This is a genomic window from Halomonas sp. SH5A2 (assembly GCF_014263395.1).
Classification (GTDB): domain Bacteria; phylum Pseudomonadota; class Gammaproteobacteria; order Pseudomonadales; family Halomonadaceae; genus Vreelandella.
Genome location: NZ_CP058321.1, coordinates 3,396,513 through 3,422,127 on the forward strand (window position 1 = coordinate 3,396,513; position 25,615 = coordinate 3,422,127).

Consider the following 25,615-nt stretch of genomic DNA (forward strand, 5'->3'; position numbering starts at 1 on the left):
CCTTAAGCGCTTAGTCATTCAGGGTCAGCAGGTGCACCAGGCGAGCCGCCGCCCTGGCGGTGCGGCCATCGACGTCATGACCAGGGTTGAGCTCCGCCAGGTCGGCCAGGCGCAGTTTGCCGCTGTCTCGAATGCGCTCGATCAGCGGCTCGATCAGGGCGATTGAAACGCCACGGGCAGCCGGTGCACTCACCCCCGGGGCCTCGGCGGCAGGCAGCACGTCCAGATCAATGGTCAGGTAGAGGTGGTCGCAACGGGCGATGAACCGTTCCAAGTCACGTTGGATGGCATCGAGGTAACGCGCGTCGAAGTCCCGGTCCTCACGGACCAGCACGCCGAGTTCGGTCGCTCGGTTGAACAGCGCCCGGGTATTAGCGGCCCGACTCACGCCCAAGCAGGCGTAACGGAACGGCCAACCTCGCTGTTGACTGTCGTCGGCAATCTGCGAGAACGGCGTGCCGGAGGAGCGCACGTGCGCCGGGTCGCGCAGATCGAAGTGGGCATCGAAGTTGATGATGCCGACTCGCGGCGCGGTCTCCCCGCGACCTGCAAGGTGTTGAGCGAGCCCCGACCAGCTGGCATAGGCGATCTCGTGGCCGCCGCCCAGTACGATGGGCCGGTGGCCTGCGTCGAGCAGCGGCGTCAAGCGATCAGCCAGAGCCTGCTGAGCATCTTCCATGGCGTCGCCTTTACAGCGCACGTCACCGGCGTCATAGGCAGGACCACGACGGTGCCAAGCCAGCGGGGCTAGTGCCTGGCGCAACGCGGCGGGTCCCTCGGCAGCACCCACACGGCCCTGGTTGCGCACCACGCCCGCATCGCAAGCAAAGCCCAGCAACGCACAGCCCGGGGTACCACTTTCAGTCAGTGGCTGAACCTTTTGGTGCCAGCGCTCGCTGTGGGGCTCGGGATCGGTGCGCCCTTGCCAGGGCGTCATGTCGGTAGCGTTATCGAGCGGAGTCTCAGATGGCATGTGTCAGTTCTCCCTGGAACAGGCGCTGACGCAGGCGCCCTGGTTGGACGGCATAGGCCAGCGCAGCCGGAGTGTCGATGTCCCAGACACACAGGTCGGCGCGGGCACCCTCCTCGATCCGCCCCTCTCCCTTGAGCCCGAGAGCGGAAGCGCCATGGGCGGTCATGCCGGCCAGGGCTTCTTGAGGCGTCAGGCGGAAAAGGGTGCAGGCCAGGTTTAGCATCAGGGTCGGCATGAACAACGGCGAGCTGCCCGGATTAGCGTCGGTGGCCACGGCCATGGGCACGCCGGCCTCGCGCAGTGCTGCGATGGGCGGCTGCTGGGTCTCACGCAAAGTATGGAAAGCCCCCGGCAGGATCACGGCAACGCTACCGGCCTGGCGCATGGCAGCAATCCCAGCCTGATCGAGATATTCGATATGGTCGGCGGAGAGCGCTCCGTGGCGGGCCGCCATGGCGGTGCCGCCCAGATTGGAGAGTTGCTCGGCATGGGCCTTGATCGGCAGGCCATGGGCCTCGGCCGCCTCGAACACCCGCTCGCATTGGGCCACCGAGAAGGCGATCTTCTCGCAGAACACATCAACGGCATCGGCCAAGCCTTCCTTTGCTGCAGCCGGGATCATTTCCTGGCACACCAAGTCGATGTAACCGTCGCTGTCATTCTTGAATTCCGGCGGCAGCGCATGTGCGCCGAGCAGTGTCGTCACCACACGCACCGGCAACGCCTCACCGAGGCGGCGCGCCACTCGCAGCATCTTCAGTTCGTCTTCGACCGTCAGGCCATAGCCGGACTTGATCTCAACAGTGGTGACACCATCGGCAATGAGTGCGTCAAGGCGGGGCTTAGCCAGTTCGAACAACGCCTCTTCACTCGCATCGCGGGTGGCCAACACAGTGCTAATGATGCCGCCTCCCCGGCGGGCGATCTCTTCGTAGCTAACCCCCTCCAGGCGCGCCTCAAACTCATCCGCGCGGGAGCCGCCAAATACCAGATGCGTGTGGCAATCCACCAAGCCTGGAGTCATGACTCCGCCGCGCCCCATCTCCTCGCAGCCTTCAGCCTGATGCTCAGCGAAATTGCGCATGGCGACCAGCGACTCAATGCGGCCGCCTTGAGTGATCACGGCCATGGGCTCCGCCAGGGTGCGCAGACCGTCGAAGACACTGACATCGCGCCACAGACGGCACTTCTCGGTGCTAGACATGAAACCTCCTCGAACAAGGCACAATATGTATATACAAATAGGTTAGCCCTGAAGGCGTCCCGAGTCACCCCTTGTGCATCATTTAAAGTTTTTATTTGTTGGGTAAAAACACTGATAAAAATAAATTTAAATCATATTTTTCAAGCATTTGAAAAATAAATTCAGAGAAAAAAGACGAGCAAATACACTCCTTAATTAGACTAATGTCTAATTAAAAGGATTGGCTTAGACAGGAGCTCGAGCGTAAATTATGTATATACATTATCAAGCAGAACGCTTACTCCTGCCATCACACATCAAGAGGTGTGCCATGCAATCCCCGAGCGACAGCCCCGGACAGCGAGCCAGCAGCATCCTCAAGCTCTTCCTGCCCAGCGCCCTGGGTATCTTGATCTTCTTCGTTCCGGTCGAGATCAAAGGGCACAGCACTATTCTGCTCGATCACATGGTGACCGGCGCCCGCAGCCTGTTGGGTGATGCCAGCGGACTCTATGCGCTGACGCTGATCGTGGCGGGTGCCGTCTACCCGCTGGTCCAGGGTTACTGGAACCGTAGTCTCACCGAACGTATCTTCACAGGGCTAAAACTGCTCGGGGTCATCGCGGCACTGATGGCGCTGACTGGCTGGGGCCCCGCCTTCCTACACGAGCCCGACATACTGCCTTTTCTGTTCGACAAGCTGGTAATTCCAGTAGGTCTGATCGTGCCCATCGGCGCCATCTTCCTGGCCCTGCTGATCAGCTTCGGACTACTGGAGCTGATCGGCGTACTGATCCAACCGGTGATGCGCCCCATCTGGCGAACGCCGGGGCGCAGTGCCATCGACGCGGTTGCCTCTTTCGTCGGCAGTTACTCCATCGGACTGCTGATCACCAACCGGGTCTACCAGGCGGGACAATACTCCGCCCGTGAAGCGGCTATCATCGCCACCGGCTTTTCCACAGTCTCGGCCACCTTCATGATCATCGTCGCCAAGACCCTCGACTTGATGGCGGTGTGGAATCTCTACTTCTGGCTGACACTTCTGATCACCTTCATCGTCACCGCGGTCACCGTCCGCCTCCCGCCGCTTTCGCGCATGGATGACAGCGTCGAGGAGGGCGAACCGAAGGCCGAACCCGGTAAGCGGCTGGCTACCGCCTGGCAGGTCGGGCTGGAGGTGGCAGCCAAAGCACCAAGCCTGCATCGCAGCGTGGCGCTTAATTTCAAGGAAGGGTTGGTGATGGCAATCAGCATCCTGCCCTCGATCATGTCGGTGGGCCTGCTAGGGTTGTTGGCTGCCAAGTACACGCCGCTGTTCGAATGGCTGGGCTGGGTGTTCTACCCATTCGTGGCCGTGTGGGGGTTGGAGGATGCCGCAGTTCTGGCCCAGGCCTCTGCCGCGGGGCTTGCCGAGATGTTCCTACCGGCGCTGTTGATGGCTGAGGCCGAGTTCGCCGCACGCTTCGCCGCGGGAGTGGTGTCGGTCTCCGCCGTGCTGTTCTTCTCGGCCTCCATCCCCTGCATTCTTTCCACTAGCATCCCGCTGACGGTGGGAAGGATGCTGATCGTGTGGTTCATCCGCGTGGCGCTGAGCCTGTTGCTAGCGGTTCCCACAGGTTATCTGGTGCAGGCACTAACTGGCTGAGTCCACCGTCAAGCTCGCATTGGCGTTGGTCCTGGCTACCCGCGGGGTCAGCTCAGTTCTCGATGCATTGATGAACGCAGCTTATACCGCTCCCCAGGATGGAGCAGACGCGCATAGCTGATCAGTTGCTCGCCAGACCAGGTGCGCCGAATCATGCTGAGACACGGGCTGACCGTATCAATACTAAGCCATTCGGCAGCCTGTGCATCGGGCAGGAGCGCTTCGACGATATGTTCAACATCGGTGATGGGGCATGCGGCCACCAACACCTCGTTGGGCGTGTGAACAGTGAAGTCGGCATCGAGATAGTCGGGCACCCAGCGGGGATTGACGTAGCGCTTCTCCAGTTGGATCGGCACCTCATCCTCCAGATGCACGATCAAGGTATGAAAGACCCGGCTGCCAAGCCTGACCCCAAGTCGCAACGCCACCTCGTCGTCGGCCTCAATGGCTTCGCAGGTTAACACGCGGTTGCCGTAGCGATGCCCCCGTGAACGCACCTCCTCGGCGATGTTGTACACTTCGATCAGCGACGACTCCGCCTTGCGGTCGGTCACGAAGGTGCCCAGCCCCGGCTGGCGGGTCAGATACCCCTTCTGCACCAAATCACGGATCGCTTTATTGGCGGTCATGCGGCTGACATTAAAGTCACGCGCCAGCTGCTCCTCCGGCGGGATCTGGTGATGTGGCGGCCATTCGCTGCTGTTGATCTTGTCCAGCAGATGCTTTTGTATCTGCTGGTAGAGAGGCGGTGTGCTGACCATGAGTCATCCTCGGGAGCGGGAAATGTCTATACATGGATAAGTGTACCCGCCCCCGTCACTTAGAGGCACCCCCTGGCCTCTCAACACTCGATCGTATTAACCGCCAGCCCGCCTTTCGAGGTTTCCTTGTATTTATCCTGCATATCAGCGCCGGTATCGCGCATGGTGCGGATCACTTTATCCAGCGAAATGAAGTGCTCACCATCACCCCGGAGCGCCATCTGTGCGGCGTTGATGGCTTTTATGGACGCGATGGCGTTGCGCTCGATGCAGGGCACCTGGACCAAACCGCCCACAGGGTCACAGGTCAGCCCCAGGTTATGCTCCAGGCCGATTTCAGCGGCGTTTTCAACCTGCGCGACACTGCCGCCCATCAGCTCCGCAAGGCCGGCAGCGGCCATCGCGCAGGCGGAGCCGACCTCCCCTTGGCAGCCCACTTCGGCACCTGAGATAGAGGCGTTTTTCTTGCACAGAATGCCCACGGCACCTGCCGCCAGCAGGAAGTCGACGACGTCTCGTTCGCTGGCGCCTTCGCGAAAATGCATGTAGTAGTGCAATACCGCCGGGATGATACCCGCGGCACCATTGGTCGGCGCCGTCACCATGCGGCCACCTGCGGCGTTCTCTTCATTGACCGCTAGTGCATAGAGGTTGACCCAATCCATCGCCGACATCGTCGTGGTAATCACTGACGGATTTTCATCCACCGCCTGCAATCTTTGATGCAGCAAACGCGCACGCCGACGAACATTCAGCCCGCCGGGCAACACGCCTTCGGCCTCGAGCCCTTTGTTCACACAGGCTTTCATCGCCTCCCAGATATCGCAAAGCCCCTTGCGTATCTCGGCTTCGCTGCGCCAGGCACGCTCGTTTTCGAGCATCAACTCGCTGATCCGCAAGCCGCTTGCCTGGCACATGGTTAATAAGTCGGCGGCGGTATGAAAATCATAGGGAAGCGGCGTAGTATCGCTGTCCAACTGGCCTTGCTCTGCCTGGGCCTGATCCACCACAAAACCACCACCGACCGAGTAGTAGGTATTGCGGTACAGCTCGCCGTTTTGCCCATGGGCGATCAGCCGCATGGCATTGGGGTGATGCGGCAGGCTTTCTTCGAACAGCTGCATGTCTCGCTGCCACTGAAAAGGCACGCTGAACTGGCTGTTCAGGAGCAGCACCTCAGAGGCTTTTAACGCGCTGATCGAGGGGCCAATAACATCCGGGTCGATTTCGTCCGGCCTTTTCCCCATCAGCCCCATGATGACGGCGTGATCCGTGCCGTGACCCACCCCCGTAGCGGAGAGAGAGCCGAAGAGGTGAACTTCAACGCGGGTCACTTCGTTCAACAGCCCACTTGCCCCAAGTTCGCCGATGAAGTCAAAAGCGGCCCGCATCGGGCCGACAGTATGTGAGCTCGATGGCCCGATGCCGATCTTGAAGAGATCGAAAACACTGATTGACATGCTTGTCTACCTTACAGAGATATTGTCATTATACGACTAGCGGTCAAAAACCACGGTGCGATTGGCATGCAGGAAGACACGTCGCTCCACATGCAAGGTGACGGCTCGAGCAAGCGTCAAGCACTCGACATCCCGGCCCTTCGCCACTAGGTCTTCCGGGTAGTCGGTATGGCTGACGGGCTCAATCCCTTGGGTAATGATAGGCCCTTCATCGAGGTCATCGTTAATATAGTGAGCCGTCGCCCCCACTAGTTTGACCCCCTTCTCGTAGGCTTGGTGATAAGGGCGGGCCCCTTTGAAGCCGGGCAGCAGCGAATGATGAATATTGATCGCCTTCCCCGCCAGCTTTTGGCACATGCCGCTTGAGAGCACCTGCATATAGCGCGCGAGGATGACCAGCTCAGCCCCGGCGGCCTCTATTTCGTCCCAGACCTGCGCCTCCTGTTCCGGTTTGGTTTGCGGGGTAATCGGCAAGTGGCGGTAAGGAATACCATGCCATTCCGCCAGGGGTGCCAAATCCGGATGATTGGACACAATCGCGCGGATATCGATGGGCAACTGGCCAATGCGGTAACGGTAGAGCAGATCATTGAGACAGTGATCTGCCTTGGACACCATGATCACGACGGGTATCCGCGTCTCGGGTGCCGTCAGCTCGAAACGCATCTCGAAGTCAGCAGCCCGTTCGGCGAACGCCGACTGAAAGGCATCGGCATCGAAGGTCTCGTCTTCCGGCCGGAACTCCGTGCGGATGAAAAAGCGTTCACTGAGTCGGTCGTCAAACGACTGCTGCTCGGTGATGTAACACCGCTGCTCTTTTAAAAATCGTGTGACAACATCGACCGTGCCAAGCCTACTCGTACACTGAGCCGCCAATATCCAACGGTTATTTTTGTCTTGCATAGCAGGTCTCCCCCCCCAGTGAAGAAAGAGTGGAGGCCGACATTTGCCGGCCTCTACTCATCAGTCCTCGACGCCGATGGCATACTCTTGGCCCGCATCCAGCAGCCAGCGATACAGGTAATCGGCGAAGCTGCGGCGCAACACCAGCTCCCAACGGTCCTCGGCAGGGCGACGCAGGATCAGGTTACTCTTGGCAAAGATCGTGGTAACGCCCTTGCCCACAGGGAAACCCGCCGGATGCACATCGTAGGGCGTCGACTTCATCAGCAGCTCAGTGGCGGCCTCGCCTTCAAGCTCAAGCAACGTCTGCCCGCCGCTTACGTTGACGATGGCATAGTGGGCATCGCCCAGCGCTTCGCGCAGCTTTGCTTCCAGGGAAAACTCTTCGCCACCAGGGACAATCACAAGCCATTCGTCCGGCGAGAGCCACTGGGCAGAGCGTTCGCCGCTTTGATCCTGGCTGAGGGTATTGGGGCGTGCCGGCAGGCCAAAGCCGAGCACTTGCCGAACCGCTTCATCAAGCACGATGGCACCGCCGCGCAGCATCACATGGCCTAACATGGCGCGCTCACGGATCACCACGCGGCTGCGCTGCGAAACGCCAGGACGCCCCGTGCGCTGGTACGACCAGGCCAACGGGGACTGCGTCAGCACCTCGGCGGTAGGGCGAACATCGTACATATTGGTGCCGGTTAGCGTGTTTGCAGACGTATGTTCAGACATTCTGGCGCTCTCCCTTGGGGTCGTAAAAGACGGGGCTGACGATTTCGGCGGCATGGGTCTTGCCATCGACCATCGGCAAATAGACGATCTCGCCCATACGCTGATGCCCGCCTTTGACCACCGCCAGTGCAAAACCGCTTTCGAGTATCGGGCTGTAATAGCTTGAGGTTACATGCCCCATCATCGGCATCGGGATGGCATGATCCGGGTCGAACACAATCTGTGCGCCCTCTTCCAGCACCACCGAGGGGTCCTTGGGCTTGAGGCCGACCATCTGCTTGCGATCCACGCGCCGCGTATCCGAACGGGTTAGCGCTCGCTTGCCGACCCACGGGAAGGGCTTGTCGTAGCCCACCGCCCACTGCATACCGAGGTCTTCTGGAGTGACCGAGCCATCGGTCTCCTGACCTGCAATGATCAGGCCTTTCTCGGCCCGGAGCACATGCATGGTCTCGGTGCCATAGGGGGTCAGATCGTATTTTTCACCGTGTGCGAAAAGCGTCTTCCAGACATGCAGCGCATAGTTGGCTTGCACATTGATCTCGAAGGACAACTCACCCGTGAAGGAGATACGGAAGACACGGGCGGGAACATCGGCAACCGTGCCTTCGCGCCAGTCCATAAATTTGAACGTCTCGCGATCCAGGTCGATATCGGTGATCTCGGCAAGCAGTTTGCGTGCCTCAGGCCCGGTGACCGTGATCGTCGCCCAGTGGTCGGTCACCGAATTGAAATACACCTGCAAGTCGGGCCATTCGGTTTGATGCCACAGCTCCAGCCACTCCATTACACCTGCCGCACCGCCGGTGGTGGTGGTCATCAGGAAGTGGTTCTCCCCCAGGCAGCTGGTGGTGCCGTCATCCATCAGCATGCCGTCGTCTTTGCACATCAGGCCGTAACGTACCCGCCCAGGCGCTAGCTTGGCCCATTTGTTGGTGTAAATACGCCCCAGGAACTCGCGGGCATCCGGGCCTTGGATATCGATCTTGCCGAGGGTCGAGGCATCCAGAATACCGACCCCCTGGCGTACCGCCAGGCACTCTCTGGCCACTGCATCGTGCATCGATTCAGTCTTGCCATTGACGGTTCTCGGGAAATACCAGGGGCGTTTCCACTGCCCCACCTCTTCAAACTCGGCGCCCTGTTCGACATGCCACTGGTGCATGGCGGTATAGCGCTCGGGATCAAACAGATCACGGCAGTGACGGCCTACAATGGCGCCAAACGTCACCGGCGTATAATTGGGCCGGAACACGGTGGTACCCACTTCAGGGATTGTTTTACCCAGGCAGCGCGCCGCAATCGCCATTCCGTTGATATTGCCAAGCTTGCCTTGGTCGGTGCCAAAGCCCATCGCGGTGTAGCGCTTGACGTGCTCGATGGATTCAAACCCTTCGCGCGTCGCAAGCTCGATCGCTGCCGCCGTTACGTCGTTCTGCATATCCACGAACTGCTTGGGGCCGCGCAGGGTCGGCTTTTCATGGGGCACCTGGTACAGCGCGCAGGCTTTCCCCTGCCGGTAAGTGTTGACCTGTGGCAGCTCGACAGGGGTTACCGAAAAGCCAAGCGCCGATAGCGCCTCAGCCGCTGCTGAACAGCCATTTGCCAGGCCATCCCCGAGCTGATGAAAGCCACGTACACTGCCCGCAGCATGCACGCCTTTAACAAGGCTGGGCACAAAACCGAGAATTTCATCGTTCCAGGTCGGCCGCGCCCCGGTATGAGACGCCAGGTGGATAGCGGGACTATAGCCGCCGGAGCTGGCAATGGTGTCACACGACAAGGTGTCAGACGGGCCGGTCACCTTGAAGGCGTCTGCATCGATGGTGGCGACGCGAGCGCCGGTCACCCGGTCGCTTCCCTTCGCTTCCAGCACGGCGGCGCCTTCGATAATACGCACACCGCGCACCCGGGCCTGTTCGACTAGGTCACCCTCCGGGGCCTTGCGAGCATCGACGATGGCGACCACCTCACGGCCGGCATCAAGCCAGTCGAGGGCCGCGCGATAGGCGTAATCGTTGGTGGTTGAAAGCACCAGCTTGTTGCCCGGGACCACCCCATAGCGACGGATGTAAGTGGACACCGCGCCAGCGGTCATGTTGCCCGGCACATCGTTATTGCCATAAACCAGAGGCCGCTCATGGGCGCCTGTCGCTAGCAGCACTTGTCCGGCCCGCACGCGGTGCATGCGCGAACGGCTCGGCCGCTGCCCATCGATGAGCGGCGCCGTCTCGCCAAGGTGTTCGGTGCGCCGCTCATGCAGGGTGACAAAATGGTGGTCGTGGTAACCATTCGCCGTGGTGCGCGGCAGCAGCGTAACGTTCGCCATCTGGGCAAGCTCGCCAACGACGCGCTCGACCCAGTGATGGGCCGGTTGGCCATCGAGCCGTTCGCGACTATCGAGTAGCGAACCGCCCATTTCCTCCTGTTCATCGCACAGGATCACACGCGCACCACTACGCGCCGCGGTCAGCGCCGCGGACAACCCTGATGGGCCAGCCCCCACGACCAACAGGTCGCAATGCTGGTTGAGGTGATCGTAATGATCCGGATCGCGCTCCATCGGGCTGCGGCCGAGCCCCGCCCCTTTACGAATGACCTTCTCGTAAGTCATCCACATGGAGGCAGGCGCCATGAACGTCTTGTAGTAGAACCCCGGCGGCATGAAGCGCCCACCGAGCTTGCCCACAAAGCTCATCATGTCGCGTTGTGCGGTCGGCCAGCCGTTGGTACTGCGCGCCACCAGGCCATCAAAAAGTGCCTGTTGCGTGGCCCGCACGTTGGGCACCTGGGCGGCCTCGGTGCTGCCTAGCTGGACCAATGCATTGGGCTCTTCAGCCCCGGCAGCCACAATTCCCCGCGGCCGTGAATACTTGAAGCTGCGGTTGACGATGTTCACCCCGTTGGCGAGCAGCGCCGAGGCCAAGGTGTCTCCGGCATGGCCCTGGTATTGCTTGCCGTTGAAGGTAAAACTCAGCGTTTGGGCGCGATCTATACGTCCCCCTTCGCGAACACGATTGGTCTGGGTCATGACGAGGCCTCCTCGTTCAACGTCTTGCTTTCGGGTTGAGCGCCGACGGTCTGCCAGCCGCTATCGGCCGTCTGGACACCCTGCTCATGACGAACATCGGGCGTATCAGCGGTGATGGTCGGCTGCTCGCCCATCGGATAGGTCTCAAGAATCTCGTAGCTCACCGTGTTACGCGTGACATTGAAGAACTTGCGACATCCGACGGCGTGCACCCACATTTCATGGTGGATACCGCGCGGGTTATCACGGAAAAACAGATAGTCACCCCACTCTTTATCGCTACAGGCGTCGGGATCTGCTGGTCGGGTGATATGCGCCTGGCCCTTGGGATGAAACTCCTCTTCTTCGCGGAGCTCTTCGCAATAAGGGCAGTAAATATGCAACATGGTACTGACTCCGTTTAGTGGGCCACGCCTGCGGCGCCGTGCTCATCCACCAGCGCACCGGTGTGAAAGCGATTGATCGAGAACGGCGCCGCAATGGGATGCGCCTGGTTTTTAGCCAACGTCCAGGCAAAGACATGGCCTGATCCCGGCGTGGCCTTGAAGCCCCCGGTGCCCCAGCCACAGTTGAAGAACAATCCCTTCACAGGTGTGGCGGAAAGGATCGGGCACGCATCCGGGCAGGTATCCACAATGCCGCCCCATTGGCGGTTCATGCGCACGCGCGAAAAGATGGGGAACATCTCGATCACCGCTTGTAGGGTGTGCTCGACGGTGGGGTAGCTACCACGTTGCCCGTAACCGTTATAGCCGTCGATACCCGCACCGATGACCAGGTCGCCCTTGTCGGTCTGGCTGATATAGCCGTGCACATGGTTGGACATGACCACTGTATCCAGCACCGGCTTGAGCGGTTCAGACACCAATGCCTGCAACGGGTGAGACTCCAATGGCAGCCTGAAGCCCGCCATCTTGGCCAATACGCCCGAATTGCCCGCGGCCACGCAGCCCACGGTTTTCGCTTCGATATCACCGCGATTGGTATGCACGCCATAGATGCGGCCATCGCGTATCTTGAAGCCGGTCACCTCGGTGTTCTGCAGAATATCCACGCCCAGCGCATCCGCCGCACGGGCAAAGCCCCAGGCCACCGCATCATGGCGCGCCACGCCAGCCCTCGGCTGCCATGAGGCGCCCAGAATGGGGTAACGCGCATTTTTCGAGCAATCCATCACCGGCACGATGGCCTGGATCTGCTCTGGCGTGAGTACCTCGCTGTCGATACCGTTCAAGCGGTTGGCGTTGACCCGGCGCTGCACATCGCGCATATCCTGCAGCGTATGGGCCAGGTTCATCACCCCACGCTGGGAGAACATCACGTTGTAGTTGAGGTCCTGGGATAGCCCTTCCCACAGCTTCATGGAGTGTTCGTAGAGTGCCGCCGACTCATCCCACAAATAGTTGGAACGTACGATGGTGGTGTTACGCGCGGTATTACCGCCACCCAGCCAACCTTTCTCGACCACGGCGACATTGGTAATACCGTGCTCCTTGGCAAGGTAGTAGGCCGTGGCCAGGCCGTGGCCGCCACCGCCGACGATCACCACGTCGTACTGCTTCTTGGGGGTGGGGTTACGCCACTGGCGCTCCCAGTTTTCATGATGGCTCAGCGCGTGCTTGGCCAGCCCGAACCCTGAATAACGTTGCATGGTTCTCTCCTGATTCGTAATGGCGTTACAGCGCTGTTTCGGCCGCTACTTGAGGTTCGCGGCTCTCGCCATAAACCGGATGGCGCTCGCACAGTGCGGCGACCTTGTCACGCACCTCGCTCTCCACGGCGTCGGTGTTGCCGCGCTCGGCAAGCACATCGAGGATGTCGCAGATCCAGCCGGCCAATTCCGCACATTCCGCTTCATCGAAACCACGCGATGTCGCGGCGGGTGTGCCGATACGCAGCCCCGAGGTAACGAAGGGGCTTTCCGGGTCGTTGGGCACGGCGTTTTTATTGACGGTGATATGCGCCCGGCCCAGGGCCGCATCCGCGTCCTTGCCGGTGACGCCCTGCTTGATCAGCGACAGCAGGAAGAGGTGATCATCGGTACCGCCGGAGATCACATCAAAACCACGCTCCATGAACACATTCGCCATGGCACGCGCGTTGTTGATCACGCGCTGCTGGTACTGCACAAAGTCCTGGCTCATCGCCTCTTTGAACGCGACTGCTTTAGCGGCGATCACGTGCATTAACGGACCACCCTGCTGGCCCGGAAAGACGGCGCCATTGAGCTTTTTATACAGCGCGGCGTCGCCGTGATCGGAAAGAATCAGCCCGCCCCTCGGGCCACGCAGGGTTTTATGCGTGGTCGTCGTGACAACATGGGCGTAGGGAACCGGGCTTGGATAGTGACCGGCGGCCACCAGGCCAGCGACATGCGCCATGTCGACCATCAGCCAGGCACCAACTTCATCGGCGATGGTGCGGAAACGGCGCCAATCGACGACCCGCGAGTATGCCGAGAAGCCGGCAATGATCATTTTTGGCTGATGTTCACGCGCCAGGCGCTCAACTTCTGCGTAGTCGATTTCGCCAGTTTCCGGAATCAGGCCGTACTGCACGGCATGGTAATGCTTACCGGAAAAATTGGGGGCGGCACCGTGGGTCAAGTGCCCCCCATGGGCCAGGCTCATGCCCAATACCGTATCGCCGGGCTTGATGAGCGCCATGAAAACCGCCGCGTTGGCCTGGGCGCCGGAGTGCGGCTGAACATTGGCATACTCAGCACCAAACAGGTCGCAGGCACGACTGATCGCCAGCTGCTCGACCACATCCACATGTTCGCAGCCACCGTAGTAGCGCTTACCCGGGTAGCCCTCGGCGTATTTATTGGTGAGCACCGTGCCCTGCGCCTCGATCACTGCCCGGCTAGCATAGTTCTCGGAGGCAATCAGTTCGATATGCGCTTCCTGACGCGCTACCTCATCAGCGATGGCCGCCGAAATCTGGGAATCGAAGTTGGCAAGTGTGGAAGGGTTCATAAACATCTCCTGTTGTTATCGGCAGCTGCGACATGGACGATCTGGTTGCTGAATTGACAGCCGGTCGAGCCGGGCATGCCAGTGCGTTAGCTGTCTACTATTAATACGCAAAGCTCGCAGAAATAAATTGAACAAATGCGACATATTTCATGAACGCCTGGAACAAGAAACAGCAACCCATTGTTCGAAAAACGGTTTTAGGAGGTTTCCAAGGAAGCCTGACTACGCCACTTCAGACCGCCATCCGACCATCAATATGAAGGAAGAAAGGATCAACCTGATCATTGCCCGGCGAGCTAGCACGTTTGCGCATTTCCGACGGTGTCATGCTAAAGGCACTACGGAAATGACGTGAGAAATGGGCCGTATCCGCGAAGCCGCAGCGCTCACCTATCTCGGTGATACTTTTGCCTGTGTAATGCAGTAGCCAGGCACCGTAACGAAGGCGCAGATCCCGTGCGAATTTCTGCGGGCCAACGCCCAGTACGTCACTGAATCGGCGCTCAAGGTTGCGGCGGGAGGTGCCCACCCGCCCTGCCAGCTCATCCATCGAGATGATCTCCCCGAGGTGTTGCTCAAGCACCGCGATGGCTCGGCGTACCAGTCGATCGTCAACCTTGCCGAATACGACGGGTTGCGGTTGGGGGTGGGCGCCTTTTCGGGCCTCATCAAGCAGCATGATATTCAGGCTTTTCATCGCCCACGCTTTTCCCAGATGTTTTTCTACCAGGTAGCCGGCCAGATCCGCCGCTGCGGCCCCTCCTGCACAGGTAATCCTGTCGCCATCGTCGATGAACAAACGATCCGCAACGGGTTCCGTATCAGGAAAACGGTGATGCATGTCTCGATGGTGATACCAGCTGATACAGCAGCGACGCCCCGTCATTAACCCGGCTTGGATCAGGGCGAATACGCCTGTACACACGCCAATCAATGGCACACCAACACTGGCCGCCTGGCGAAGGTAAGCGAGGGCGGCGCTATCCGTGGCGTCCTTTTCCTCCTGGACGCCACCGATCACCACGATGTAGTCAAACTCACCGGGGTCGCGAAACGTCTCGCAGGGCGAGATGGTCGCACCACAACTGGAGAGCGCCGCCTGCCCGCCACTGGTCATGAAACTCCAGTGGCAACGCAACTGGCGGCTCCGATCACCTTCATCGGCCGCCAGGCGCAGGCAGTCGACGAAGGCGGCGAAAGGAAAGAGCGTAAAGCGGTGTAAAAGCACAAATCCAATGGCCAGTGGCTTATTCAATAGCGTCGTCATTAGCGAATACACCCATCATGTGCCATTAGAAGTCCACGATTAAGTTGCCCTTCGGACGGCTGCAGCAAGACAGAATGTAGCCATCTTCAATGTCCTCTTCGGTAATCCCCCCGTTATGCTCCATTTCCACTTCACCCGACTTGAGCTCTACTCGGCAGGTGCCGCAAATCCCCATACCGCAGGCCTTGGGAATATGCAGACCCAGTTTCGCGGCGGCCGAATGCACGGTCTCGCCAGGCTGGATACGAACACTTTTTCCTGAAGACGCGAATTCGATACTGTGCAAGTCACTGCTATCGACATTTTCGGCTTCGACCTCTGCCTGCTCGGCCAACTCACGCACATCCTCACGAACGTCGAGCGGCGTGGCGCCAAATAGCTCTTCGTGGTAGTGATTCATGTCAAAGTTGTTGGCACGAAGGATGTTCTTGATGGCATTCATGTAAGGGGGAGGACCGCAACAAAAGATCTCCCTCTCCATGAAGTCCGGCACCATCAGCTCGAACAGCGGCTGGGTAAGGTAGCCACGGTAGCCCGCCCAGGCTTCACCGATATCCTCTTTGCTCTCGCAAATGATATGCAGCTTGAACTCAGGGATGCGCGAAAACATATGCACCAGTTCACGGTGATAAATCACATCGCGCGGTGCTCGCGCGCTATGCACGAATTCCACATCCACAGCGGCGTTGGTATCGAAAAGCCAGCGCGTCATCGACATCAACGGGGTAATGCCAACGCCACCCGAAAGAAACAGCACTTTTTCAGCAGGAAAATCGATCGAGTTGAAATCGCCCACCGGCCCATGCACGACAAGCTCGTCGCCGACCTTTAAATTGGCATGCAGCCAATTGGAGACCTTCCCCCCCGGAATCTGCTTGACGGTGATCGAAAAGCTGTAAGGAATGGAGGGCGAACTGGAGATCGTGTAAGAGCGCATGACCGACTCATTGTCGATCTCGAGCTCCAGCGTCACGAACTGCCCCGGCTTGAAGAAGAACAGCACAGGCTGCTCAGCCATAAAACAGAACGTGCGTACATCCTGGGTTTCCTGAATCACCTTCACGCAACGTACCTGATGTCGACCGTTGGTCCAGGTTTGGGTCGTGACCGGATTAAAGTAGTTAGTTGTCATTGTCGCCTCTGCCTGACCAGCCTTCATCGCTATGCCTCACCGGCCCGTATCCGTCATAGGGCCAGCACCTTTGAGCTGCATTTTGGGGACGCGCCTGCCAACCGACTTACCTGACAGCGACGCGCACTTACCTCGTGCCACTTTTTAGCACTTACAAACTGCTTTTTTAGTCGTCGCTACATCACCTGATGTCGCGGCTGGATAACTGGCAGGCACGCGCCTGACACACAATCAGTCACGTGATTCAGGTCGGGTATGAGCAAAACGCCAGGTTACGCACAGAACAACAAGATTGAGCAATCTTGACTAACGGCCGACTCGCAGCCCTTGAGGGGGAAGCAGTGGTTTACGAGGATACTGGTATGGAAAAATGTGTGTTGAATATAATGGACGACCCACTTGCTGCGGCTCGTGAGTCAACGGCCGAGATGCTGCAGACAAGAGAGCGTACCTTTTCGCTTCCGCAGCCGTTTTATAACGACGCCCGCCTGTTCGCCCTTGATATGCAGGAGATTTTCGAGAAAGAGTGGCTGTTCGCAGGCATGACATGTGAGGTACCGACCAAGGGTAACTTCATGACACTGGACATCGGTGATAATCCGATCGTCATCGTGCGCGGTAGTGAAGGCACGATTCATGCGTTTCACAATGTCTGCCGCCACCGCGGTTCGCGGCTTTGCACAAAGGACAAGGGCAAGGTGGCAAAACTGGTTTGCCCCTACCACCAGTGGACCTACGAGCTTGATGGACGTTTGCTGTTCGCCGGGAGCGATATGGGCAGCGACTTCAAGCTTGATCAATTTGGTCTCAAGCCGGTCAATGTGCGCACTGCGGGTGGCTTCATCTTTATCAATTTAAGCGATGAACCGCCCGCCATGGACGAGTTTCTGGGAACGCTTGAGCATTACCTTGAGCCGTACCAGATGGACAACGTCAAGGTCGCCACGGAGTCCAGCATCGTCGAGCAAGCCAACTGGAAGCTGGTGATTGAAAACAACCGCGAGTGCTATCACTGCAACGGGGCTCACCCTGAGCTGCTGAACTCATTGCAGGAATTTGATGACACCGACGACCCCCGCGCAACGCCCGCCTACAAGGCGCTGGTGGCGCGCAAGCAGGCAGATTGGGATCGCGAGCAAGTCCCCTACCAGTTGCAGCGCTTTGGCCAGCGTAACCGCATGACGCGGACCCCCATGCTGGATGGCATTGTATCGATGACGATGGATGGTAAACCCGGCTGCGATAAGCTGATGGGGCGCTTACCCAACCCCGACATGGGGTCGCTACGCATCCTGCACCTGCCCAACTCGTGGAACCATTTCATGGGTGACCACGCCATCGTTTTCCGTGTGCTACCCCTTGGCCCACAGAAAACCCTGGTGACCACCAAGTGGCTGGTTCACAAGGATGCCGCAGAAGGCGTCGACTACGACCCCGACCAGCTTCGCCGGGTGTGGGACGCAACCAACGACCAGGACCGTCAACTCGCCGAAGAAAACCAGCGCGGCATCAACTCCAAGGCGTATCAACCCGGGCCTTACTCCGAAACCTATGAGTTCGGGGTTATCGACTTTGTCGACTGGTATGCCAACCGGATGCTCGAAAACCTGGGATACGATACGCCTACGTTGCAGTTAGCCCAGGGGTAAATTTAGCCCAGGACTGAGATTGGCATGATGAAGACTTGAAGGACATGGCCCGCTGACGCGGGCCATGTTTTTTTAGTCGATTAATGATGCCTCTTCACTGGTACTGGGAGCATGGCAGCTCAACCGACAGGCGGCGTATTTGAACTCCGGAATCTTGCCAACCGGGTCCAGTGCCGGATTAGTCAGTAGGTTCGCCGCGGCCTCCCCATAACAGAAGGGCAGGAAAACCATACCTTCTGGCATGCCTGGATCGACCCGTGCCTTGAGCGTAATGGACCCTCGCCGGGTGGCAATGGTCAGCTCGTCGCCCGGCGCCATTCCCAGCCTGGCAAACTCAGCGGGGGCCAGGGTGGCCGTTGCCTCTGGTTCCAGATCATCCAGCACCTTGGCGCGGCGCGTCATGGAACCGGTATGCCAGTGCTCCAGTTGGCGGCCGGTGGTCAATACGGTTGGGTAGTCGTTGTCCACCGGCTCATTCGGCGGCAGCGGCCGGGTGGGCGAGAATTTCGCCCGCCCACTGGCGGTGGGAAAGGCCTCAGAAAAGACCACATCGTCGCCCGGTGCATCTTCCGCCGAGCAGGGGTAGGTGACCGACTGCTCGCGCTCCAGGCGCTCCCAGGAGATATTGTCCAGCGAGGGCATGCCTTGCTTCATCTCGGCAAAAACGTCCCGCGGGTGCTGGTAGTTCCAGTCCAGGCCGAATCGCTTGGCAATCTCCTGGGTAATCCACCAGTCCGGCTTGGCCTGGCCTGGCAGCGGCAACGCCGCGCGCCCCATTTGCACCTGGCGATTGGTGTTGGTCACCGTACCGTTCTTCTCGGGCCAGGCGGAGGCTGGCAGGATGACATCGGCGAACTGGGCGGTTTCGGTGACGAAAAGATCCTGCACCACCAGATGTTCAAGCTTGGCCAACGCCGCCCGGGCGTGGTCGAGGTCCGGGTCGGACATGGCCGGGTTCTCACCCTGGATAAGCATGCCGCGAATGGTGCCCGCGGCGATGGCGTCCATAATTTCCACCACGGTAAGGCCTGGCGCCGGGTCCAGTTCGGAGTTCCACAGCTCTTCGAACGCCGCGCGTACCTGATCATCGCTGACCGGCTGGTAGTCCGGCATCACCATGGGGATCATGCCCGCATCGGAGGCACCCTGAACATTGTTCTGGCCACGCAACGGGTGCAGACCGGTGCCGGGGCGCCCGGTCTGGCCGCAGGCCAACGCCAACGATATCAGGCCGCGGGCGTTGTCGGTGCCGTGGGTATGCTGGGAGATACCCATGCCCCAGAAGATCATCGCCCGCTCGGCGTTGGCATACAGCCTTGCCACTTCGCGGATGGTCTCGGGTTCAACACCGCACAGGCCACTCATCGCCTCGGGGGTCATGTCCACCGTATGCGTCTTAAGGGCCTCAAAGCCCTCAGTATGCTCGGCGATATAGGCCGTATCATAAAGCTCTTCGGTGATGATCACGTTGAGCATGGCGTTGAACAGTGCCACGTCGGCCCCCGGCGAGAAGCGCACGCTCTGGTGGGCGTAGGCATCCAGGGCTTGCCCTCGAGGGTCGAGGATCAGCAGCTTGGTGCCGCGCTTGGCCGCTTGCTTGAAGAAAGTGGCCGCCACCGGGTGATTGACTGCCGGGTTGCAGCCGATAAGGATCACCACGTCGGCCTGGCTGGCCTGCATGAAAGAGGCGGTCACGGCACCGGAGCCGATGCACTCCATCAGCGCCGCCACTGAACTGGCATGGCACAAGCGGGTGCAGTGATCCACATGGTTGGAGCCAAAGCCGGTGCGTACCAGCTTCTGGAACAGCCACGCCTCTTCATTGGAGCACTTGGCGCTGCCGAATCCTGCCAGGGCGTCAGGGCCATGGGCTGCCTTGAGGTCAACAAGCCCCTTGGCGGCGACGTCTAGGGCTTCGTCCCAACTGGCCTCACGGAAATGGGTCAGCGGCTGGGCGGGGTCGAAGTCCGGGTCGAGCCCTTTCGCCACGCCCTCCCGGCGAATCAGCGGCACGCTAAGCCGCGACGGATGGCGCGGATAATCGTAACCAAAGCGCCCTTTGACGCACAGGCGATTTTCGTTTGAAGGACCTTCGCGGCCCTCCACATAAAGGATATCGTCGTCCTTGATATGGTAGGTCAGCTGGCAGCCCACCCCGCAGTAAGGGCATACCGAATCGACCTGGCGATCGGCCGCGGCGGAATCACCGTGGCCTGCCTCATCGACCACGGTGGCGGGCATCAAGGCCCCCGTGGGACACGCCTGAACACATTCGCCGCAGGCCACGCAGGTGCTTTCCCCCATGGGGTCGTCGAAGTCGAAGACGATTTTCGAGGCCGCGCCACGGTGAGCCAGGCCGATAACGTCGTTGACCTGCACTTCACGGCAGGCACGCACACACAGGTTGCACTCGATGCAGGCGTCGAGGTTGACGCTCATGGCAGAGTGGCTGTCGTCCTGGGTCAGTGAGTCTTTACGTGGCGCCACATGATGCACGGTGGGTGCTTCTCGATCATCGCGCCTGGGCAGCTTGCGGCGCACCGCCGTTGCATCGATGGCCAACTGGTCGGCCATGGCCCAGAAGTGACTGGAGCGGTCGGGGCTATCTTCGCGCGCTGGCTGGTCGACCAGCAGCATCTCCATGACCCCTTCCCGGGCCGTGCGCGCCCGCTCGGAACTGGCGCTCTTGACCACCATGCCAGGCGTCGCCATGCGCAGACAACTGGCGGCCAAGACGCGCTCGCCCTCGATTTCCACCATGCAGGCACGGCAGTTGCCATCGGCGCGGTAACCGCTGGCGTCCTTGAAACACAGGTGCGGAATGGTCTCGCCGGCGCGTTTGGCTACCTGCCAGAGGCTTTCACCAGGATGCGCGCTGACGTCAACGCCATCCAGCGTCAGAGTAAAGGCCTGTTCGCTAGTACTCATGCTCATGCTCCCTTACCCTTTGATAATCACATTCTGGGCGGCGAGTTCGCCGCGGAAATCCTTGAGCAGCCCCAGCACCGGGTTAGGGGCCGCCTGGCCGAGGCCACAAATGGAGGCATCCACCATCACCTGGGAAAGGCGCGTCAATAGCGCGGCATCCCATTCGTCACCCTCGAGCAGGGTCAGCATCTTCTCGGTGCCCACCCGGCAGGGGGTGCACTGGCCGCAGGACTCATCGGCAAAAAAGGCCAGCAGATTGGTGGCCACGGCGCGCAGGTCGTCCTGGTCGGAAAGCACCATGACCGCCGCCGAGCCGATAAAACCGCCGTGCGCCTGGAGGGTATCGAAGTCCAGGGGAACATCGGCCTTCGATGCGGGCAGGATACCGCCAGAGGCGCCGCCGGGTAGATAGGCCGCCAGGCGATGGCCCTCAGCCATGCCTCCGCAATACTCCTCGATCAATTCATTGAGGGTGATACCCGCCGGTGCCAGGTGTACACCGGGACGCTTGACCCGACCGGAGACCGAGAAGCTGCGCAGCCCCACGCGCCCATGGCGGCCCTCACTGGAGAAAGCCTCTGCGCCGTGCTGCCAGATCAGCGGAATCCAGTAGACGGTCTCGACATTGTTGACCAATGTCGGTCGATCAAAAATTCCCCGCTGGGCCACAAACGGCGGACGGTGGCGGGGTTTCCCCGGCTTGCCTTCCAGCGATTCGATCATCGCCGACTCTTCGCCGCAGATATAGGCACCGGCGCCACGGCGCAGCACGATATAGCCCGGCGCGACCCACCCTGCGACCTCAAGCTCGCCAATCGCCTCGCGCAGCACGCCATGCAGGGCCGGATACTCGTCACGTAAATAGATATACAGGGCTTCAGCCTCTACCGCCCAGGCGCTGACCAGGGCCCCTTCAAGAAAGCGGTGCGGCGAGCGTTCCAGGTAGTAGCGGTCCTTGAAGGTGCCGGGCTCGCCTTCATCGGCATTGATGGCACAGTAGCGAGGGCCAGCCTCCTGGCGCACGAAATACCATTTCTTGAATGTCGGAAAGCCTGCGCCACCCAGGCCGCGTAGATTGGCCTGCTGCATCGCCTCCATCAGTTCGTCTACCGTGACATCGCCTTCACGGCAGGCCTGAAGCAATGCCAGGCCACCTTCGCGGCGATAGTCGTCAAGGCGCTGCCAGTTGACCGGCTCGGGATGGAAGTGGCCTTCCTCGATCACCGACGCGATGCGCGCCTGGGTGGCGAACAACACATGATGATGCCCCACCTCCGCCACTGGCGCCGTGTCGCAGCGCCCCATGCAAGGGGCCCTAAGCACCCGCACCTGCTCGACATCCAAGTTCGCTTCCAACTGCGCTTTAAGCGCCTCGGCGCCCGCCAGTTGGCAGGTGAGAGAGTCGCAAACGCGAATGGTCACCGCGGGCGGCGGCAGCTGGTCATCGTGGATGACATCAAAGTGGGCGTAGAAGGTCGCAGTCTCGTAGACCGCTGCCATCGGCAAATTCATATACGTCGCCAGGGCACGCAACTCCGCCAGCAGCAGATGGCCTCGAGCATCCTGAATGGCATGCAGATGTTCGATCAACAGGTCTCGGCGACGCAGCGTGGTGTCCTTTCGTTCGTCGCCCAGTAGTTCACGCAACCCATCTAGAAGACTGGGATCGAGATCACGGCCACGGGGCTTGCCACGGAAGCGGCGCTTGGGTGTCACGGTCTGGACGGTCATGGGTTACTCATTCTTATCTTGATAGGGATGATGCCGAATGCACAAAGACGGCACCCTGCGGGGCACCGTCTAGGGTCTTACTATCTATAAACTACCTATTACTACCCCACCTTCAGGCAGCGGCAGGTCTGTTACTCAGTTGCTGAGTTAATAGCGTTCAGTTAACAAGTTCTCAGGCCACGCTGCCATGGGGATCAATGACGAATTTCTTGGCAGCACCGCCATCGAAGTCGGCATAGCCCTGGGGCGCTTGATCCAGGTTGATCATCTGGACATTGACCGCATCGGCAATATTGACCTTGCCGAACAGGATCGCCTGCATCAGTGGGCGATGATACTTCATCACCGGGCACTGTCCGGTATGGAAACTGTGGGACTTGGCCCAGCCGAGACCAAAGCGCATGCTCAGCGCACCCTGCTTGGCTGCCTCGTCGGCCGACCCTGGGTCTTCAGTCACATATAGCCCCGGAATGCCAATCTGACCACCCGCGCGGGTCAACGACATCGCCGAGTTCAATACGGTCGCGGGCGCTTCCTTGCCGTGGTTGCAGCCGCAGGCGTGGGCCTCGAAGCCAACGCAGTCGACAAAGGCATCAACCTCACGCTCACCCAGGATCACCTCGATCTTGTCGGCCATGTCGCCGTCCTCGGTCAGGTCGATGGTCTCGCAACCAAAGCTGCGGGCCTGGGCCAGACGTTCTTCGATCATGTCGCCGACGATCACGCAGGCCGCACCCAGCAACTGAGCTGAAGCCGCCGCGGCCAGCCCCACGGGGCCCGCACCGGCAATATAGACAGTGCTGCCGGGGCCGACACCGGCGGTCACGCAGCCGTGGAAGCCGGTGGGGAAGATATCGGAGAGCAGGGTCAGATCCTTGATCTTCTCCATGGCCTGATCGGCATCCGGGAACTTCAGCAGGTTAAAATCGGCATAGGGGACCATCACGTATTCGGTCTGGCCGCCGACCCAGCCGCCCATATCCACATAGCCATAGGCAGCGCCAGGACGCGATGGATTGACGTTGAGACAGATACCGGTCTGGCCTTCCTTACAGTTGCGGCAGCGGCCACAGGCAATGTTGAACGGCACCGAGACCAGGTCGCCCGGTTTGATAAATTCGACGTCGCGACCGGCCTCGACCACCATGCCGGTGATTTCGTGGCCGAGTACCAGACCAGGTTGGGCAGTGGTACGGCCGCGTACCATATGCTGGTCGCTGCCGCAGATGTTGGTGGTGACGACCTTGAGAATTACGCCGTGCTCGCATTTGCGATTGCCGAGGGCGAGTTCGGGATAAGCGATGGACTCGACGGCGACTTCACCCGGCCCTTTGTAGACCACTCCGCGGTTGGCTGCATTCATGGCTGGCTCCTGTGATTTATTATTCTGCTCGAATGGTTGACTTCACTTTTCACCCTATCCCCTCCATGTCTTTGGACTTACCCCAAAAAGGCACTCACATGTCTATTCAAGACATCCTCGTCAGAACGAATAGATAGAGGTCGCTTTCGCGACACTCTTGTTCTTAAACAGGGCCAACAATCCGGTGCGTCGGCGATGCTTGGCTCATACCCGACGCTTAAAAAGAGCCACCAAGGAACCCTGATGAACAACAATGACGACCCGGTCCTGTCACCCGGACAGGACAATACTCAGATAATGGGGATGGATTTTCATAACCCTGTCTTTCCACTGTCCTCTCTCGCCATTCTGCTATTCATTCTTTACGCACTGGTCTACCCCGATGCCGCTAATACCCACCTTGGGCTTGCCAAGAATTGGTCGATCGAGCACTTCGACTGGCTGTTCATGATTGCAGGCAACGTTTTTGTGGTGTTCTGCCTCGTCCTTATCTGCCTGCCCCTCGGGCGGATTCGTCTGGGCGGCAAGGATGCCACGCCGGAATACTCACGCGCCTCCTGGTTCGCCATGCTGTTTGCGGCGGGCATGGGCATCGGCCTGATGTTCTGGAGCGTGGCTGAGCCGGTGGCTTATTACACCGACTGGTACGGCACGCCCTTGAATGCGCCGGCGGGCACCCCGGAAGGCGCCAGCGCTGCCATGGGCGCGACCATGTTCCATTGGGGCCTTCATCCCTGGGCCATCTATGGGGTAGTGGCACTGTCGCTAGCCTTCTTTGCCTATAACAAGGGCCTGCCGCTCACGCTGCGCTCCGCCTTTTACCCGATTCTGGGCGAGCGGACCCGCGGCTGGGCAGGCCATATCATTGATATTCTCGCCGTGCTATCGACTATTTTTGGCCTGGCCACCTCGCTTGGCTTTGGCGCCACCCAGGCGGCCAGCGGTCTCGCCTATCTGTTCGACACTCCCAACACCATCGGCACCCAACTGGCGATTATCGTGGTGGTCACGGTGATTGCGCTGTTCTCGGTTTGGCGGGGTATTGACGGTGGCGTCAAGCTGTTCTCGAACATCAACATGGTCATCGCGGCGCTGCTGCTGGTGTTTGTGGTGGTGGCGGGGCCGACCCTGATGATCCTGACCGGGATCGGTACCACAGCGCTGGACTACGCGAGCCAGCTTCTGCCGCTATCGAACTGGATAGGTCGCGATGACGACACCTGGTACCACGGCTGGACGATCTTTTACTGGGCGTGGTGGATCTCCTGGTCACCGTTTGTCGGCATGTTTATCGCCCGCGTTTCCCGAGGACGCACGGTGCGTGAGTTTCTGATCGCGGTACTGCTGGTACCGACACTGGTCACGCTGGTATGGATGAGCGCCTTTGGCGGAACAGCGCTTTATCAGGCTGCTAACGGGGTGGGCGAGTTGGCCAACGGTATCGGTGATGTCTCGCTGGCGATGTTCCACATGCTGGAACAGCTGCCCCTGACCAGCATCACCTCGACGCTGGCCATCATTCTGGTGCTGGTGTTCTTTATTACCTCATCCGACTCCGGCTCGCTGGTGATCGACAACATCACTGCGGGCGGCAAGACCGATGCGCCCAAGGGCCAACGGGTGTTCTGGGCCGCACTCGAAGGCGTGATTGCCGGCGTACTGCTTTACGGCGGCGGCAGCACCGCGCTCAGCGCGCTGCAGGCAGGCGCAGTGGCCACCGGATTGCCCTTCACTCTGGTGCTTCTGGTGATGTGCTTCAGCCTTTACGTGGGGCTTCATAAAGAGTGGCGCCAGCTCAACGCGGTGCCTAAAGCCGCCCACTAGTTAACACTGCTGTGATTTCTGGGGCGCCATAATAATGGCGCTCCTTTCTGTATAGGGT

Annotated in this window: 18 protein-coding genes; 3 read left to right on the forward strand and 15 right to left on the reverse strand. The window is 59.9% G+C overall.

Features of this window, described 5'->3' with window-relative positions:
- Positions 1 to 10 precede the first annotated feature (10 nt).
- Positions 11 to 973, reverse strand: a complete 963-nt coding sequence (hutG, locus tag HXW73_RS15715; RefSeq protein WP_186253970.1) for a formimidoylglutamase — start codon at positions 971 to 973, stop codon at positions 11 to 13.
- Positions 963 to 2,177, reverse strand: a complete 1,215-nt coding sequence (gene hutI / locus HXW73_RS15720; protein WP_186253971.1) for an imidazolonepropionase — start codon at positions 2,175 to 2,177, stop codon at positions 963 to 965. Before hutI ends, hutG begins: the two co-directional genes overlap by 11 nt.
- A gap of 310 nt (positions 2,178 to 2,487) precedes the next feature.
- On the opposite strand from hutI, the gene HXW73_RS15725 reads away from it, so the two are divergent.
- Complete coding sequence (locus HXW73_RS15725) at positions 2,488 to 3,804, forward strand: YjiH family protein (RefSeq protein ID WP_186253972.1); 1,317 nt, start codon at positions 2,488 to 2,490, stop codon at positions 3,802 to 3,804.
- Positions 3,805 to 3,851: 47 nt separating this feature from the next.
- On the opposite strand, the gene hutC is transcribed toward HXW73_RS15725, so the two are convergent.
- The 10 genes from hutC to HXW73_RS15775 form a co-directional block, all read right to left on the reverse strand.
- Entirely contained in the window at positions 3,852 to 4,568 is a 717-nt protein-coding gene (hutC, locus tag HXW73_RS15730) for a histidine utilization repressor (RefSeq protein WP_186253973.1), read from the reverse strand.
- A gap of 80 nt (positions 4,569 to 4,648) precedes the next feature.
- Positions 4,649 to 6,028 (reverse strand): L-serine ammonia-lyase, encoded by a 1,380-nt coding sequence (locus HXW73_RS15735; RefSeq protein ID WP_186253974.1) that lies wholly within the window; start codon positions 6,026 to 6,028, stop codon positions 4,649 to 4,651.
- Between the two features lie 36 nt (positions 6,029 to 6,064).
- Positions 6,065 to 6,931, reverse strand: a complete 867-nt coding sequence (gene purU / locus HXW73_RS15740) for a formyltetrahydrofolate deformylase (protein WP_186253975.1) — start codon at positions 6,929 to 6,931, stop codon at positions 6,065 to 6,067.
- A 60-nt stretch (positions 6,932 to 6,991) separates the two neighbouring features.
- Complete coding sequence (locus tag HXW73_RS15745) at positions 6,992 to 7,654, reverse strand: sarcosine oxidase subunit gamma (RefSeq protein ID WP_186253976.1); 663 nt, start codon at positions 7,652 to 7,654, stop codon at positions 6,992 to 6,994.
- Positions 7,647 to 10,685 (reverse strand): sarcosine oxidase subunit alpha family protein, encoded by a 3,039-nt coding sequence (locus tag HXW73_RS15750; RefSeq protein WP_186253977.1) that lies wholly within the window; start codon positions 10,683 to 10,685, stop codon positions 7,647 to 7,649. Before HXW73_RS15750 ends, HXW73_RS15745 begins: the two co-directional genes overlap by 8 nt.
- Positions 10,682 to 11,071: a sarcosine oxidase subunit delta gene (locus tag HXW73_RS15755; RefSeq protein WP_186253978.1), complete on the reverse strand. Its 390-nt coding sequence runs from the start codon at positions 11,069 to 11,071 to the stop codon at positions 10,682 to 10,684. The genes HXW73_RS15750 and HXW73_RS15755 overlap by 4 nt, the downstream gene beginning before the upstream one ends.
- Before the next feature lie 14 nt (positions 11,072 to 11,085).
- The gene (locus tag HXW73_RS15760; protein ID WP_186253979.1) at positions 11,086 to 12,336 is read right to left on the reverse strand and encodes a sarcosine oxidase subunit beta family protein; all 1,251 of its coding nucleotides are present in this window, start codon (positions 12,334 to 12,336) and stop codon (positions 11,086 to 11,088) included.
- Positions 12,337 to 12,361: 25 nt separating this feature from the next.
- A complete protein-coding gene (gene glyA, locus HXW73_RS15765) occupies positions 12,362 to 13,663 on the reverse strand; it encodes a serine hydroxymethyltransferase (RefSeq protein ID WP_186253980.1) in 1,302 nt (433 codons plus the stop codon).
- A 232-nt stretch (positions 13,664 to 13,895) separates the two neighbouring features.
- On the reverse strand, positions 13,896 to 14,930 hold the full coding sequence (locus HXW73_RS15770) for a GlxA family transcriptional regulator (RefSeq protein WP_186253981.1): 1,035 nt from the start codon (positions 14,928 to 14,930) through the stop codon (positions 13,896 to 13,898).
- Between the two features lie 25 nt (positions 14,931 to 14,955).
- On the reverse strand, positions 14,956 to 16,062 hold the full coding sequence (locus tag HXW73_RS15775; RefSeq protein WP_186253982.1) for a hybrid-cluster NAD(P)-dependent oxidoreductase: 1,107 nt from the start codon (positions 16,060 to 16,062) through the stop codon (positions 14,956 to 14,958).
- Between the two features lie 362 nt (positions 16,063 to 16,424).
- Between HXW73_RS15775 and HXW73_RS15780 the strand changes: the two genes are divergently transcribed.
- The gene (locus HXW73_RS15780) at positions 16,425 to 17,711 is read left to right on the forward strand and encodes an aromatic ring-hydroxylating oxygenase subunit alpha (protein ID WP_186253983.1); all 1,287 of its coding nucleotides are present in this window, start codon (positions 16,425 to 16,427) and stop codon (positions 17,709 to 17,711) included.
- Between the two features lie 72 nt (positions 17,712 to 17,783).
- Here the strand turns inward: HXW73_RS15780 and fdhF are convergent, their stop codons facing one another.
- The 3 genes from fdhF to fdhA form a co-directional block, all read right to left on the reverse strand.
- A complete protein-coding gene (fdhF, locus tag HXW73_RS15785; protein ID WP_186253984.1) occupies positions 17,784 to 20,639 on the reverse strand; it encodes a formate dehydrogenase subunit alpha in 2,856 nt (951 codons plus the stop codon).
- A gap of 12 nt (positions 20,640 to 20,651) precedes the next feature.
- Complete coding sequence (locus HXW73_RS15790; protein WP_186253985.1) at positions 20,652 to 22,370, reverse strand: NAD(P)H-dependent oxidoreductase subunit E; 1,719 nt, start codon at positions 22,368 to 22,370, stop codon at positions 20,652 to 20,654.
- A gap of 172 nt (positions 22,371 to 22,542) precedes the next feature.
- A complete protein-coding gene (fdhA, locus tag HXW73_RS15795; RefSeq protein ID WP_186253986.1) occupies positions 22,543 to 23,733 on the reverse strand; it encodes a formaldehyde dehydrogenase, glutathione-independent in 1,191 nt (396 codons plus the stop codon).
- Between the two features lie 243 nt (positions 23,734 to 23,976).
- On the opposite strand from fdhA, the gene HXW73_RS15800 reads away from it, so the two are divergent.
- Positions 23,977 to 25,557, forward strand: a complete 1,581-nt coding sequence (locus HXW73_RS15800; protein WP_186253987.1) for a BCCT family transporter — start codon at positions 23,977 to 23,979, stop codon at positions 25,555 to 25,557.
- Positions 25,558 to 25,615 lie beyond the last annotated feature (58 nt).

What these genes read in the sequence shown, in the direction of transcription:
- hutG (WP_186253970.1), bottom strand. Translation starts at nt 973, where the DNA reads ATGCCATCTGAGACTCCGCTCGATAACGCTACCGACATGACGCCCTGG.
- hutI (WP_186253971.1), bottom strand. Translation starts at nt 2,177, where the DNA reads ATGTCTAGCACCGAGAAGTGCCGTCTGTGGCGCGATGTCAGTGTCTTC.
- HXW73_RS15725 (WP_186253972.1), top strand. Translation starts at nt 2,488, where the DNA reads ATGCAATCCCCGAGCGACAGCCCCGGACAGCGAGCCAGCAGCATCCTC.
- hutC (WP_186253973.1), bottom strand. Translation starts at nt 4,568, where the DNA reads ATGGTCAGCACACCGCCTCTCTACCAGCAGATACAAAAGCATCTGCTG.
- HXW73_RS15735 (WP_186253974.1), bottom strand. Translation starts at nt 6,028, where the DNA reads ATGTCAATCAGTGTTTTCGATCTCTTCAAGATCGGCATCGGGCCATCG.
- purU (WP_186253975.1), bottom strand. Translation starts at nt 6,931, where the DNA reads ATGCAAGACAAAAATAACCGTTGGATATTGGCGGCTCAGTGTACGAGT.
- HXW73_RS15745 (WP_186253976.1), bottom strand. Translation starts at nt 7,654, where the DNA reads ATGTCTGAACATACGTCTGCAAACACGCTAACCGGCACCAATATGTAC.
- HXW73_RS15750 (WP_186253977.1), bottom strand. Translation starts at nt 10,685, where the DNA reads ATGACCCAGACCAATCGTGTTCGCGAAGGGGGACGTATAGATCGCGCC.
- HXW73_RS15755 (WP_186253978.1), bottom strand. Translation starts at nt 11,071, where the DNA reads ATGTTGCATATTTACTGCCCTTATTGCGAAGAGCTCCGCGAAGAAGAG.
- HXW73_RS15760 (WP_186253979.1), bottom strand. Translation starts at nt 12,336, where the DNA reads ATGCAACGTTATTCAGGGTTCGGGCTGGCCAAGCACGCGCTGAGCCAT.
- glyA (WP_186253980.1), bottom strand. Translation starts at nt 13,663, where the DNA reads ATGAACCCTTCCACACTTGCCAACTTCGATTCCCAGATTTCGGCGGCC.
- HXW73_RS15770 (WP_186253981.1), bottom strand. Translation starts at nt 14,930, where the DNA reads ATGACGACGCTATTGAATAAGCCACTGGCCATTGGATTTGTGCTTTTA.
- HXW73_RS15775 (WP_186253982.1), bottom strand. Translation starts at nt 16,062, where the DNA reads ATGACAACTAACTACTTTAATCCGGTCACGACCCAAACCTGGACCAAC.
- HXW73_RS15780 (WP_186253983.1), top strand. Translation starts at nt 16,425, where the DNA reads ATGGAAAAATGTGTGTTGAATATAATGGACGACCCACTTGCTGCGGCT.
- fdhF (WP_186253984.1), bottom strand. Translation starts at nt 20,639, where the DNA reads ATGAGTACTAGCGAACAGGCCTTTACTCTGACGCTGGATGGCGTTGAC.
- HXW73_RS15790 (WP_186253985.1), bottom strand. Translation starts at nt 22,370, where the DNA reads ATGACCGTCCAGACCGTGACACCCAAGCGCCGCTTCCGTGGCAAGCCC.
- fdhA (WP_186253986.1), bottom strand. Translation starts at nt 23,733, where the DNA reads ATGAATGCAGCCAACCGCGGAGTGGTCTACAAAGGGCCGGGTGAAGTC.
- HXW73_RS15800 (WP_186253987.1), top strand. Translation starts at nt 23,977, where the DNA reads ATGAACAACAATGACGACCCGGTCCTGTCACCCGGACAGGACAATACT.